The 13,973-nt window shown below is 70.9% G+C and carries 9 protein-coding genes; 4 read left to right on the plus strand and 5 right to left on the minus strand.

Going from position 1 to position 13,973, the window contains the following annotated elements; genetic code table 11:
* Positions 1–8: 8 nt before the first annotated feature.
* Together AC3EUJ_RS35940 and AC3EUJ_RS35945 are read right to left on the minus strand one after the other, a co-directional pair.
* On the minus strand, positions 9–908 hold the full coding sequence (locus tag AC3EUJ_RS35940) for an alkaline phosphatase family protein (RefSeq protein ID WP_431969021.1): 900 nt from the start codon (positions 906–908) through the stop codon (positions 9–11).
* Positions 909–1,097: 189 nt separating this feature from the next.
* Positions 1,098–3,416 (minus strand): peptidoglycan recognition protein family protein, encoded by a 2,319-nt coding sequence (locus AC3EUJ_RS35945; protein WP_431969023.1) that lies wholly within the window; start codon positions 3,414–3,416, stop codon positions 1,098–1,100.
* Positions 3,417–3,645: 229 nt separating this feature from the next.
* On the opposite strand from AC3EUJ_RS35945, the gene AC3EUJ_RS35950 reads away from it, so the two are divergent.
* On the plus strand, positions 3,646–6,606 hold the full coding sequence (locus tag AC3EUJ_RS35950) for a bifunctional [glutamine synthetase] adenylyltransferase/[glutamine synthetase]-adenylyl-L-tyrosine phosphorylase (RefSeq protein WP_431969025.1): 2,961 nt from the start codon (positions 3,646–3,648) through the stop codon (positions 6,604–6,606).
* A gap of 17 nt (positions 6,607–6,623) precedes the next feature.
* Here AC3EUJ_RS35950 and AC3EUJ_RS35955 read toward each other — a convergent pair whose 3' ends face one another.
* The 3 genes from AC3EUJ_RS35955 to AC3EUJ_RS35965 are packed head-to-tail and all read right to left on the minus strand — an operon-like array spanning position 6,624 to position 10,276.
* A complete protein-coding gene (locus AC3EUJ_RS35955; protein WP_431969027.1) occupies positions 6,624–7,466 on the minus strand; it encodes a phosphatase PAP2 family protein in 843 nt (280 codons plus the stop codon).
* Positions 7,467–7,503: 37 nt separating this feature from the next.
* The gene (locus tag AC3EUJ_RS35960) at positions 7,504–8,592 is read right to left on the minus strand and encodes a LacI family DNA-binding transcriptional regulator (RefSeq protein ID WP_431969029.1); all 1,089 of its coding nucleotides are present in this window, start codon (positions 8,590–8,592) and stop codon (positions 7,504–7,506) included.
* A gap of 25 nt (positions 8,593–8,617) precedes the next feature.
* Positions 8,618–10,276 carry a glycoside hydrolase family 13 protein gene (locus AC3EUJ_RS35965; RefSeq protein WP_431969031.1) on the minus strand — a complete coding sequence of 553 codons (1,659 nt, stop codon included), beginning with the start codon at positions 10,274–10,276 and terminating at the stop codon, positions 8,618–8,620.
* A 325-nt stretch (positions 10,277–10,601) separates the two neighbouring features.
* Between AC3EUJ_RS35965 and AC3EUJ_RS35970 the strand changes: the two genes are divergently transcribed.
* The 3 genes from AC3EUJ_RS35970 to AC3EUJ_RS35980 all read left to right on the plus strand — a co-directional run.
* Positions 10,602–11,876 carry an extracellular solute-binding protein gene (locus AC3EUJ_RS35970; RefSeq protein WP_431969033.1) on the plus strand — a complete coding sequence of 425 codons (1,275 nt, stop codon included), beginning with the start codon at positions 10,602–10,604 and terminating at the stop codon, positions 11,874–11,876.
* Positions 11,877–12,012: 136 nt separating this feature from the next.
* The gene (locus AC3EUJ_RS35975) at positions 12,013–13,014 is read left to right on the plus strand and encodes a carbohydrate ABC transporter permease (RefSeq protein WP_431969035.1); all 1,002 of its coding nucleotides are present in this window, start codon (positions 12,013–12,015) and stop codon (positions 13,012–13,014) included.
* Between the two features lie 53 nt (positions 13,015–13,067).
* Positions 13,068–13,973: sugar ABC transporter permease (locus AC3EUJ_RS35980; protein WP_431969037.1), on the plus strand; the 906-nt coding region annotated here is incomplete at its 3' end.

The following is a 13,973-nucleotide window of genomic DNA, read 5'->3' on the forward strand; positions in this document are numbered from 1 at the left end:
CGCCGGCCTCAGCTCGCCCAGATGCCGGTGATGTCGGAGGCGGAGGCGGCGTTGCCCGCGTGCGTGCTCAGACCCGCCAGGTCCTCCAGCGTGCGGAGCATGTCGTAGTGGTTGTAGGTCGTCGCGGACGACGAACCGGCCTTGACCGGCTGGCCGTACAGCACGGTCGGGATCTTGTTGCCGCTCAGCCGGTTGTCCTCGTCGAAGGTGACGACGAGCAGGCTGTTGTGGGTCTTCGCCCAGGTCGCGTAGGCGCCCAGCTTGTTCTTCAGCCAGGTGTCACCGGTGGACACCGAGCAGTCGTGCATGTCGCTGCACAGGTTCGGCACCACGAAGGAGACCTTGGGCAGGGTGGTGAAGTCGGTCGGGAACTGCGCGAAGGTCTTCGCCGTCGAGGTCGGGACGTTGCTGAAGGCGAACCACGGGTTGTGCTTGCGGGCGTAGTCGCCGCTGCTGCAGGTGGTCGAACCCTGGCTGGGCAGCGTCTCGTTGTAGCTGGCCCAGCTCTTGCCGGCGGCGATCAGCTCGGAGGCGAGGTTGGGCTTGGAGCTGAAGCCGGGGGTGTAGCAGCCGTCGTCGGTGACGCCCTGGTTGCTTCCCGAGAAGATCTGCAGGTAGTTGGGCTGGCTCGGGTGCGTGACGCCGTACGACTGCGTCAGGCTGGCGCCGCCCGCCTTCAGGGTGTTGTTGATGTAGGGGGCGCTGGAGCTTCCGATGACCTGGTTGTAGGCGTGGTTCTCGAACATCACCACGACCACGTGGTCGGGGTTCGGGACGCTGCCGGCCGCGTGGGCGGTCTCGGCGCCGCCGAGCCCGGCCCACAAGCCGAGGGAGGCGGCGGCGACGCCGAGGACGGAAGTGAGGGCGGTAACGGCGCGACGGGGGCGGGGCAGGGACCAGCCGGACACGGCGGACCTCCGGGAAGGGGGACGGGGGATTGGCGCCGCGCCAGGTTAGAAGGGGGCCGTGGACGCCCGAAGCGCCGCGGAGGTGAAGGTCCGGGGAACGGTGGCTACGTTCCGGATCTCGAGGTCAAGCGCAGGCAAAAGGGCCCGGGGAACGCAACTCGCGCTCCCCGGGCCCTTGCTGTCAGGACGTCACTTGACGTACGTGATGCCGTCCGTGGTGATCGCCGGGCGGCCGGAGGTGCCGACGACGACGACCTTCAGCGTGTGCTTGGCGCTGGTGCTCCAGGTCTTGGACCAGATCGTCTGCCGGTAGGCGGTGGTGGAGGACTTGAGGTCCACCGTTGCCGCCTTGACCCCGTCGACGTAGACGTACGCCTGGCCGGAGGTCGAGGCCCGGGAGACCACCCAGCCGACCGAGCGGCCGGTGAACGTCCAGGTCAGGCTGGCGTTCTTCGAGGACGAGGTGTACGACTTCCCGCCGAGGTAACTGGTGGAGCTCTTCGTCGACCAGGTACCGGACTTCGTCGCCGAGGTCTCCTGCAGGATCGCCGCCGTGCGGCTCACCGAGGCGGTGGTGTAGTTACCGGCGGCGTCGGTGGCCTTCAGGCTGTACGTGACCGCGGTGTTCACCTTGCCCGAGGTGCTCCACGAGGTGGTGGTCGGGCCGAAGGTGGCCGTGCTGGGGGCGGTCGCCGCGACGCTCTTGAGCGCGCCGTTGTCGGCGGCCTTCCAGGTCACGGAGACCGGCACGGCGGTGCTGGACACCGTGGCGTTGCGGATCTTCACCGCGGGCGCGGTGGTGAACGTGGGCTTCGTCGTGTCGCCGACCACGCTGTACGAACTCGCCGACGTCGCCGTCTTGTTGTTGATGTGGACGGCGCGCACGGTCACGGTGTGCTTGCCCGCCGGGACCGTGATGGCCGCGGAGGTGGCGGTCCGGGAGGCGGTGGCCGCGACGGCGCCGTCGACCAGGACCTCGAACCGCTTGACGACGGTGTACGGGGTGGACTCCTTCCACGAGACCGTCGCCGTGCTCTTGGTGTAGTACGAGGACCCGGAGAGCGTGGCGCCGCTGACCCCGTTCAGCGTCGGCGCGGCGACCGCGGCCGCGTAGGAGCGGATGGTGGCCAGCTTGTCGTAGAGGTTCTGGCCGGGGCAGGCGGTGGCGAAGCCGTCGCGGTGCCCGGAGATCGGGTTGAACGTGTACGACTTGCCGTAGACCCACGGCGGGCTGTCCTTCGCGCCCTCGACCAGGGTCTGCGTCTTGCTGCCGGGGTTGGGGTTGATCCCGTACTGGCCGAGCTTCCACGCGGACAGCGCCGCGATCGAGCCGAGCATCTTGGAGGAGATGGGCGTGGCCGGGACGCCGTTGATGACCTGGAAGGTGCCGATCGTGGCGATACCCCAGCTGCGCGTGTTGAAGCCGTAGGTCTGCGCTCCGATGACCGGCAGGTCCAGGCCGCCGTAGCGGCCCTCGAAGAGAGTGCCGCACTTGTCGACGAGGGCGTTGTAGCCGATGTCGCGCCACTTCTGCGACAGGTGGTACGCGTAGATCCACCGCACGATCGAGGCCGAGTCGGCGCAGCTGTAGCTGGCGGCGGTGTCGGTGTGGTGGACGAAGACCACGTTCACCTTGTCCGCGTAGGACGGATCGCCGGCCTCCCGCTTCGACTCGTCCGCACCCCAGCCGGCCCGGCTCACGATGGCCGGCTTCGCCACGGTGGAGGCCGGGGCGGTCGGCCGGGTCGAGCTCGGCGACGGGGAGGTGGACGTGCTCGGGGACGTGCTCGGTGACGCACTCGTGGGCGCACTCGTGGACGCCGAGGAGCCGGGGGCCGGGGCCGAGGTCGACGGGGCCGCCGTGTCGCTCGGCGAGGAATCGGCCGGGTCCGGCGTCGCGGTGTCGGACGGCGAGTCGGTCACGGAGGGGTCGGCCTGTGGGCTCGTGGTGTCCTCGGCGTCCGCCGCGAAGGCGACCGGTGCCATGGCGACGTCGGTGCGGCTCTTCTTGGCGTCACCCACCAGCTCCAGTTGGAGCCCCTTGGGGAGGGTGCCGGAAGCGCCGTCCTCGGAGACGACCTTGAGTTCGACGCCGTTGGACAGGCCCACGTACAGGGGGGCCGAACCGCCCCGGGTGGCGCCCTCGGTCTTCGGGTCGGGAGCGTCGTCGTAGTGCGGGTCGACCGAGTGCCAGTCGGACCACGCGCCGGTCTTCACGGAACGGGTGCGCACTTGTACCGTTCCGTCCAACTTGGTGCGCGGGTCGTCCCACGTCACACCGAGCAGGCCGAAGGTCTCGGTCTCGCGCCGCGACAGGGTGCGCTCCCCGCCCTCGCCCTTGAGGTCGAGTGACTGGACCGCACTGGGCACCGGTCCCTTCGAGGCCGCCGACGAGGCGGTTCCCTCCGGGCCGCTCGCCACGGACGCGGCGGTGATGACACCGGCCCCTCCGAGCACGACCGCCCCGACCGCGAGCCAGGCACGCCCGCGCAGACGTATTCGTCGCATGTTCTCTTCCCCGCCCCGTCCCACCCCTGGGTAGCCGTGGGTACCGGTGATTGATGTTTTAAACCTCTGAAACGGCAAGCGCTTTATACCAGATGGACCAGAGCGGCCTCACACCGCGGGACGATCAGTGCCGAAGCGGGCATACCGCCAGGTAACGGAGCCAGGGCAGGGCGGATACTCTCTCTAGGGCGGATCGGGCCGGCCGGGAGCACCGGGAAAGGCAGGCGGCGTGCTGGAAGGGCGACGGGACACCAGGTTCGGGCGGCTGCTGCGGCACGGCTTCGGCGACGCCGTGGCCGCCGAGGCGCTGCTGGGCGGCGAGCAGCTCGCCCCGGTCCGCAGCGACCCGGTCCTGCTCGACGCGCTGGGCGCCACCGCCGACCCCGACCAGGCGCTCGCCTCCCTCGTACGGCTCGTCGAGGCCCTCGACCCCGGGGAGCGGCGCACCCTCCTCGACACGCTCACCACGGCCAAGCCGCTGCGCGACCGGCTGCTCGGGGTGCTCGGCGCCTCCGCCGCCCTGGCCGACCACCTGACCCGGCATCCGCGCGACTGGCACGCCCTGGTCACCTACGAGCACGCCGACCTGCACCCGGGGACCACGGAGTTCGAGCGGGGGCTGGCCGGGGCCGACGATCCCGAGTCGCTGCGCGTGGCCTACCGGCGCTGCATGCTGGGCATCGCCGCCCGCGACGTGTGCGGCACCAGCGACCTGGTGCAGACCGCCGCGGAGCTCGCCGACCTCGCCACCGCGACGCTGCGCGCCGCCCTGGCCATGGCCGAGGCGGAGGCGCCGGCCGACGCCGCGCTGTGCCGGCTGGCGGTGATCGGCATGGGCAAGTGCGGCGGTCACGAGCTCAACTACATCTCCGACGTCGACGTCATCTTCGTGGCCGAGGCCCGCCCCGACGCCGAGGAGGCCATGGCGCTGCAGGCCGCCACCCGGCTGGCCTCGCGCATGATGCGGGTCTGCTCCGACACCACCGTCGAGGGCAGCATCTGGCAGGTCGACGCCAATCTGCGCCCCGAGGGCCGGCGCGGCCCGCTGGTGCGCACCCTCTCCAGCCATCTGGCCTACTACAAGCGCTGGGCCAAGACCTGGGAGTTCCAGGCGCTGCTCAAGGCCCGCCCGGTCGCCGGCGACCCGGCGCTCGGCCAGGAGTACGTCGAGGCGCTGTCGCCCATGGTGTGGCAGGCCGCCGAACGCGAGCACTTCGTCCAGGACGTGCAGGAGATGCGGCGCCGGGTCGTGGAGAACATCCCCGTCGCGCACCTGGACCGGGAGCTCAAGCTCGGCCCCGGCGGCCTGCGGGACGTGGAGTTCGCGGTCCAGCTGCTGCAGCTCGTGCACGGCCGCACCGACCCGACGCTGCGCAGCGGCACCACCCTGACGGCGCTGTCCCAGCTGGCCGCCGGCGGTTACGTGGGGCGGGCGGACGCGGCGGCGCTCGACACCTCCTACCGTTTCCTGCGGACGATGGAGCACCGCATCCAGCTCCACAAGCTGCGCCGCACCCACCTGGTGCCGGAAAACGTGGCCGACCTGCGGCGGCTCGGCCGCTCCCTGGGCTTCCGGGCGGACCCGGTGACGGAGCTGCAGCGGGAGTGGCGGCGGCACGCGCGGGAGGTGCGCCGTCTGCACGAGAAGCTCTTCTACCGGCCGCTGCTCGACGCGGTCGCCCAGCTCGCCCCCGGCGAGGTCGGCCTGTCCACGGACGCGGCCAAGCAGCGCCTGGAGGCGCTCGGCTACGCGGACCCCGCCGCCGCCCTGCGCCATCTGGAGGCGCTGGCCTCGGGGGTCAGCCGCAAGGCCGCCATCCAGCGGACCCTGCTGCCCGTGCTGCTCGGCTGGTTCGCCGACTCCGCCGACCCCGACGCCGGTCTGCTGAACTTCCGGAAGGTCAGTGACGCGCTGGGCCGCACCCCCTGGTACCTGCGGCTGCTGCGGGACGAGGGCGCCGCCGCCGTCAACCTCGCGCGGGTACTGTCCTCCGGGCGGCTCGCCCCCGACCTGCTCATGCGGGCTCCCGAGGCGGTCGCCCTGCTCGCCGACGACGAGGGGCTCCAACCTCGCACCCGCGCCGCTCTGGACCAGGAGGTGCTGGCGGCGGTCCACCGCGCGGACTCCGCCGAGCAGGCCGTCGCCGCGGTCCGCGGGGTACGCCGCCGCGAGCTGTTCCGCACCGCGGCCGCGGACCTCGTCGGAGTCCACCGCGACGACCCCGACGCCATCGGCGCCGCCCTCACCGATCTCAACGCCGCCGCCGTCACCGGGGCCCTGCAGGCCGCGGTGGGCGCCGTGGAGGCGGCCGAGGGGGAGCCCCTGCCGACCCGGTTCGCCGTGATCGGCATGGGCCGCTTCGGCGGCCACGAACTGAGCTACGGCTCCGACGCGGACGTCCTGTTCGTCCACGAGCCGCACGAGGGTGTCGACGGGCACCGGGCCGCCCGCTCCGCGCTCAAGGTCGCCAACGAGCTGCGCCGGCTGCTGCAGATCCCCACCACCGACCCGCCGCTGCTCATCGACGCCGACCTGCGCCCCGAGGGCAAGAGCGGACCGCTGGTGCGCACGCTCGGCTCGTACGCCGCGTACTACCGGCGCTGGTCGCTGGTTTGGGAGAGCCACGCCCTGCTCCGCGCCGAACCGGTCGCCGGCGACGAGGACCTGGGCCACCGCTTCATCGGCCTCGTCGACCCGCTGCGCTATCCGGCCGACGGGCTCCCGGAGGAGGCGGTCCGCGAGATCCGCCGGCTCAAGGCCCGCATGGAGGCCGAGCGGCTGCCGCGCGGCGCGGACCCGACGACCCACGCCAAGCTGGGGCGGGGCGGGCTCAGCGACGTCGAGTGGACCGTGCAGCTGCTGCAGCTGCAGTACGGCGCGCGGTTCCCCGGGCTGCGGACCACCCGCACCCGGTCGGCTCTGGCCGCGGCCGCGGCGGCGGGACTGGTGCCCGCCGAGGACGCCGAGGTCCTGGACGCCGCCTGGATCCTGGCGAGCCGGATGCGCAACGCCGTCATGCTCGTGCGGGCCCGCGCCGGCGACACCTTCCCCGGCGACGGGAAGGAACTGGCCGCGGTGGGGCGCTATCTCGGCCACGAGCCGGGCCACGTGGGCGACATGGTCGAGGAGTACCGCCGCACCACGCGCCGCGCCCGCGCGGTGGTGGAGCGCCTCTTCTACGGCACGTAGCCCGTGCCGCCGTCCGGTTACGCCGTGGCGACCCGCACCTGGCGCGGCAACCGGTAGGCGAGGCCACCGTAGACCGCCCAGGAGGCGGCGAAGCCGACACCGAGGCAGAGCGTGCCGCCGGCGGCGTCGAGCCAGAAGTGGTTGGCGGTGGAGACGATGACGAGCAGGGTGACGACCGGGTAGAGCACGCCCAGCACCCGCACCCAGGCCCACCGCGCGAGCATCGCAATGGTGATGCCGCACCACAGCGACCAGCCGATGTGCATCGACGGCATGGCCGCGTACTGGTTGGAGACGTGCGCCAGGTCGCCCGACGCCATCGACCCCCAGGTGTGGTGGATCTTCACGGTGTCGATGAAGCCGCCGCCCTCCATCAGCCGGGGCGGCGCCAGGGGGAAGAAGTAGTATCCGAGCAGCGCGATGCCGGTCGTCACGAAGAGCACCAGGCGGGTGGGCGCGTAGCGCCCGGGGTGCCTGCGGAAGAGCCAGACGAGCACTGTGAGGGTGACGACGAAGTGGAGCGTCGCGTAGTAGTAGTTCATACCGACGATGAGCCACGTCACGGAGTTCACGGCTTGATTGAGCGCGTGCTCGAAGGCGAGCCCGAGGGACCGTTCCAGGTACCAGACGTGGCTCGCGTTCCGCATGGCGTCGTCCTGCTGCTCCGGCACGGCGTTGCGTACCAGTGAGTAGATCCAGTAGCTGACGGCGATCAACAGGATCTCGAACCACAGCCGGGGCCGGCGTGGTGCCAGCAGCCCGTTGCCCGCCGTCGCTCCATCGGTGTCACGGGAATCGATGGAGCGCGGTGATACCCCGCCACTGCGGTGGGCCATGATCTTCGCGGTCGATTCCCCCATGGGGCGATAGTCTGCCATGCGGTCCCGTGCCGTCCGATCAACCCCCGGTGGGATTGCGTGCATCCCGCGTACGCCTCCCGGCCGACTGCTGCGCGGGTACGGCTGCCCCCGCCTTGGGACCTGATGCCGTAGAACCGCGGACGACCAGTTCGGGCAGGAAGACGAACTCGCTGTGCGGGGCCGGGGTACCGCCGACCTCCTCCAGCAGCGCGCGCACGGCGGCCTGGCCCATGGCCGTGACGGGCTGCCGGATGGTGGTGAGCGGCGGATCGGTGAAGGCGATGAGCAGGGAGTCGTCGAAGCCCACGACGGAGACGTCCCCGGGGACGGACAGCCCCCGCTGCCGCGCGGCGCGCACGGCCCCGAGCGCCATCATGTCGGAGGCGCACACCACGGCCGTGCAGCCGGAGTCGATCAGGCCGGAGGCGGCCGCTTGGCCACCCTCGAGGGTGAACAGCGAGTGCTGGATACGGTCGGCCGCCTCGTCCGCGGGTATGCCGAGCACCTCCTCCATGCTGCGCAGGAAGCCCTCGATCTTGCGCTGCACGGGGACGAACCGCTTGGGACCGACCGCCAGTCCGATCCGCTCGTGGCCGAGTGCGGCCAGATGGGTGACGGCCAGCCGCATCGCACCGCGGTCGTCGGGCGAGACGAACGGCGCCTTGATCTTGCCGGAGAAGCCGTTGATCAGGACGAAGGGCACGCCCTGGCCGTGCAGCCGGTCGTAGCGCCCCACGTCGGCGGTGGAGTCGGCGTGCAGCCCGGAGACGAAGATGATCCCGGCGACGCCGCGCTCGACGAGCATCTCGACGAGTTCGTCCTCGGTCGAGCCGCCCGGGGTCTGGGTGGCCAGCACCGGGGTGTACCCCTGCCGGGTCAGGGCCTGCCCGATGACCTGGGCGAAGGCCGGGAAGATCGGGTTCTCCAGCTCCGGGGTGATGAGTCCGACCAGCCCGGCGCTGCGTTGCCGCAGCCGAACCGGCCGTTCGTACCCCAGCAGGTCGAGGGCGGCCAGCACGGACTGACGGGTGGCGGCGGAGACCCCTGGCTTGCCGTTGAGGACACGGCTGACGGTCGCTTCGCTCACCCCCGCCTGGGCTGCGATGTCGGCAAGCCTTGCGGTCACAGGATTGGACTGTACCGGTCGCATCTCAGATCGCCCACCAGATGCACGAATCAGCCGGAAGACGGACGGATCCGCCGGCGAACGCGACGGGCTCCGAGGAGAGCACCGGCCGCCCTGGCACGGGGAGTTCGACCGGCGCCGGATTGACGTTGACCGTGCACACCAGGCCGGGCCGGGAGAACGCCAGCACCCCCTCGGGGGCGTCCAGCCAGCGCATCGGACCGTCGCCGAGGCCGGGCAGTTCACGGCGCAGCCGCAGGGCCGAGCGGTACAGCTCCAGCGTGGAGTCGGGGTCGCCGGCCTGCGCCTGGACGCTCAGCCCGCCCCAGCCCGCGGGCTGCGGCAGCCAGCTGCCGGCCGGGCCGAAGCCGTGGCTGGGGCCGTCGGTGGTCCACGGGATCGGCACCCGGCAGCCGTCGCGCAGTCCGTCCTGGCCGTTGTCGCGGAAGAAGGAGGGGTCCTGGCGGACCTCGTCCGGCAGGTCGGTGACCTCCGGCAGGCCCAGCTCCTCGCCCTGGTAGACGTATACGGAACCGGGCAGCGCGAGCATCAGCAGCGCCGCGGCCCGGGCCCGGCGCAGCCCGGTCGCGCCGCCGCCGTAGCGGGTGACGTGCCGGACGACGTCGTGGTTGGAGAGCACCCAGGTGGTGGGGGCGCCGACGGAGACGGTGGCGGCGAGGGACTCCTCGATCACCGCGCGCATCGCCCCGGCCTCCCACGGGCACTGCAGGAAATGGAAGTTGAAGGCCTGGTGCAGCTCGTCGGGGCGCACGTACAGCGCCATGCGCCCGGCGTTGGGCGCCCAGGCCTCGGCGACGCCGATGCGCTCGGCCGGCAGCGCCTCGTGCCGCGGGCCGGGGGAGTAGGAGTCGAGCAGCCGGCGCCAGGCGCGGTGGATCTCGTGCACCCCGTCCTGGTCGAAGAAGGGGAGCACCTGCGAGCCGATCATCTTGACCTGCTCCTTGTGACCGATGTCGGGCAGGCCGGCCGCCTTGACCATGCCGTGGGCGACGTCGATGCGGAAGCCGTCGACGCCCAGGTCCAGCCAGAAGCGCAGGACGGCGTCGAACTCCGCGCGGACCTCCGGGTGGTCCCAGTCGAGGTCGGGCTGCTCGGGCGCGAAGAGGTGGAGGTACCAGTCGCCGTCCGCGACCCGGGTCCAGGCGGGGCCGCCGAAGACCGACTCCCAGTCGTTGGGCGGCAGTTCGCCGTGCTCGCCCTTGCCGGGGCGGAAGTGGTAGCGCTCGCGGGCCGGCCCCCCGCGCCGGTCCGCGAGCGCCGCCCGGAACCACGCGTGCCGGTCGGAGGTGTGGTTCGGGACGATGTCGACGATCACGCGCAGGCCCAGCTCGTGGGCGGTGCGGATGAGCGCGTCGGCGTCCGCGAGGGAGCCGAAGAGGGGGTCGACGCTGCGGTAGTCGGCGACGTCGTAGCCGCCGTCCGCCTGGGGCGAGGCGTAGAAGGGGGTCAGCCAGACCGCGTCCGCGCCCAGTTCCGCCAGGTACGGCAGCCGGTCCCGGATGCCGGGCAGGTCGCCCACGCCGTCACCGTCGCCGTCGGCGAAGGAGCGGACGTACACCTGGTAGATGACGGCGCTGCGCCACCAGCCGGGCGCGCGCTCCTCGGGGGTGGCCGGGGTCTCGTCGGTCGCGTCGTGGATGGCGGAGGCGAGCTCTTGGGTCATGTCGGTCCCTCGTGAGTCGGCGCCGGTCCCTGCCGATGATTCCGATCCACCGCTCGATCGGCAATGCCTTTCAAGAATTTGCGGAAGATCGTGCAACGGTTTCCAGGCTGCTGAGATTCCCACGTCACGTCTCCTCTGTGCAACTGCGAGGACACACGGATGTAACGATCGGAAGATCTTGCAAGTCTTTGCAGCAAGGCCTTTCGTCGGGCTTTCATCCCTGTTACGTTCCTCGACAGCCCGGCGGCCGCAATGGCGCAGTCGGCAGGAGGGACGCGTTTACGCGCCCCGCACCATCACGGGCTTTCATCCTGGAGGAGATCACATGCGGCGTGGCATAGCGGCCACCGCGCTGGTTGCGGCGCTCGGGCTTGCGGCGACGGCTTGCGGCGGCGACGACGGCGGCAGTGACAAGGCCGGCGGTCCCGTCACCGTCACCTGGTGGGACACCTCGAACGCGACGAACGAGGCGCCGACCTACAAGGCCCTGATCGCGGACTTCGAGAAGGCCAACCCGAAGATCAAGGTCAAGTACGTCAACGTCCCGTTCGACCAGGCGCAGAACAAGTTCCAGACGGCCGCCGGCAGCAAGGGCGCCCCGGACGTCATCCGCGCCGAGGTCGGCTGGACCGCCTCCTGGGCGAAGTCCCAGTTCCTCGCGCCGCTGGACGGCACCCCGGCGCTGGACAACCAGGACGACATCAACCCGTCCCTGCTCAAGCAGGCCCAGTACGAGGGCAAGACCTACGGTGCCCCCATCGTCACCGACACCCTCGCGCTGATGTGGAACAAGGAGCTGCTGAAGAAGGCCGGCTTCGACAAGGCCCCCGCCACCTGGGACGAGCTGAAGGCCGTCGCCAAGGCGGTCAAGGCGAAGGACAAGGTCGACGGCTTCTGGATGCGCGCCGACTCGTACTACGAGCTGCCCTTCCTCTTCGGTGAGGGCACCGACATGGTCGACGCCGCGGCGAAGAAGATCACGATCAACTCGCCCGAGGCCGTCAAGGCCGTCGACGTGAGCAAGTCCGTGCTCGCCTCCCCCGGTGTCCACAAGCTGGACGTGACCGCCGACTCCTACGCCCACATGCAGGACGCGTTCAAGACCGGCAAGGTCGCCATGATCATCCAGGGCCCCTGGGAGCTGACCAACATCTACGAGGGTGCGGCCTTCTCCGACAAGGCCAACCTGGGCATCTCCTCCGTCCCGGCCGGCTCCACCGGCAAGGCCGGCGCCCCCACCGGCGGCCACAACCTGGCCGTCTACGCCGGCTCGGACAAGGCCCACCAGGAGGCCGCCCAGAAGTTCGTCGGCTTCATGACCTCGGGTGAGGCCCAGGCCAAGATCACGCTGAAGAACGGCACCCTGCCGACCCGCACCTCCGCCTACACCGCCGAGGTCAAGGCCGCTCCCGGTGTCGCCGACTTCCAGTCGATCCTCGCCGACGTCGCCCGCCCGCGTCCGGAGCTGGCGGAGTACAGCTCGCTGTTCGCCGACTTCAACACCGGCCTGACCAACATCCTCCAGAACAAGGTCAGCACCCAGAAGGGTCTGGACGCGACCGCCGAGGCCTACAAGAAGCTCGTCAAGGACTTCCAGTAAGGCCCTGAGCCGTCCGGTCCGCCTCCCCGAAGCCGGGAGGCGGGCCGGACGGCCCGCCCGCGTCCGCACGCAATGGTTCCCCGCCGCGTGACGCGGCTGTACCAACCTCTGCGAACCTCTCGAAAAGGTGCCGAAGATGACCGTCGCCGTCCAGGGCGGGACCCGGAAGACCAAGCGTGGCGCCGCGCCGCGCCCCGGTCCGCTCAGCCGCATCCGGCAGTCGTACAACCGCAACTGGTATGCCTGGGCCATGGTGGCGCCGGTCGTCGCCGTCATCGGCGTGCTGGTGCTCTACCCCCTGGTCCGCGGCATCTACCTGTCGCTGACCGACGCCAACAGCCAGAACGTCGGGCGGACGATCGGCGTCAACAAGATCCCGGACTCCTTCTCCTGGGTCGGCTTCAAGAACTACACGGAGATCCTCTCCGGGGCGGACCACCAGTTCTGGCCGCACTTCACCTGGACCATCCTCTGGACCGTGATCTGCGTCACCCTGCACTACGGCCTCGGCCTCGGCCTCGCCATGCTGCTGAACCGCAAGCTGCGCGGCCGCACCTTCTACCGGATGGTCCTGATCCTGCCCTGGGCCGTCCCCACCTTCGTCACCGTCTTCTCCTGGCGGCTGATCCTCGCCGACGACGGCGGCATCCTGAACACCGTGCTGGACTGGGCCCACCTGCCCACGCCCGCCTGGCTCAGCGACTCCTTCTGGCAGAAGACCTCCGCCATCCTCGTCAACACCTGGGTCGGCGTGCCCTTCATGATGGTCTCGCTGCTCGGCGGCCTGCAGTCGATCCCGAGCGAGCTGTACGAAGCCGCCGAGATGGACGGCGCCACCCCGTGGCAGCGCTTCCGCTTCGTCACCCTCCCCGGGCTGCGTTCGGTGAGCAGCACGGTGATCCTGCTCGGCGTCATCTGGACCTTCAACCAGTTCGTCGTCATCTTCCTGCTGTTCGGCGCCAGTGCGGGCCAGGACGCCCAGATCCTGGTCACCTGGGCCTACCGCCTCGGCTTCGGGCAGGACCCGCGCGACTACGCCGGCTCGGCCGCGTACGGCGTGATCATCCTGTCCATGCTCATCGTCTTCGCCTCCGTCTACCGGCGCTGGCTGGCCCGCAACGAGAACGCCACCGCCTGACGGCCGGCCCGGCCAGGACACCAGCCACGACGAGAGAGAGGCAGCCACCCCCCATGAGCACCACCGCAGACCTTCCCGTCACGGGAGCCACCCAGCACCCGGGCCCCGCCGCGGGCTCGCGCACCTCCGCCGGACGCCGGCCCCGGGGCCGCGGGGAGCGCAGCCGCCGCGCCTCGGTGCTGATCCACGCCGTCCTGCTCTTCGCGAGCTTCATCGCGGCCTTCCCGGTCCTGTGGATCGCCTGGGTCTCCTTCGGCCCGGACAAGACCGACTTCCTCCACCCGGCCGCGATCGCGGGCAAGTTCAGCTTCGAGAACTACACCAAGGTGCTCGGCGACACGAACTTCCTGCAGTGGTTCGTGAACTCCATGATCGTCGCCCTGGGCACCTGCGTGCTCGGCGTGTTCATCGCCGCCAGCGCCGGCTACGCGGTCTCCCGGATGCGCTTCCCCGGCCACCGGCAGCTGATGTGGACCTTCCTGGTGACCCAGATGTTCCCGGTCGCCATCCTGATCGTGCCGCTGTACAACATCCTGGCCGGCCTGGACCTGCTGGACACCTACTGGGCGCTCATCCTGGTCTACTGCACCACCGCGGTGCCGTACTGCGCCTGGCTGCTCAAGGGCTACTTCGACACCATCCCGCAGGAGATCGACGAAGCCGGCCGGGTCGACGGCCTCACCCCGTTCGGCACCTTCTACCGGCTGATCCTCCCGCTGGCGCGGCCGGGCCTGGCGGTGGCGGCCTTCTACACCTTCCTCACCGCCTGGGGCGAGGTCGCCTACGCGTCGGTCCTCATGCTCGGCGACGACAAGTACACCCTCGCCGTCGGACTGACCACCTTCATCAGCGAGCACGACAACCAGTGGGACCTGATGGCGGCCACCTCCGTGCTCATCGCCCTCCCCGCGTCCGGGTTCTTCTACATCGTCCAGCGTCACCTGGTCACCGGCCTCACC

Source organism: Actinacidiphila sp. bgisy160 (assembly GCF_057707815.1).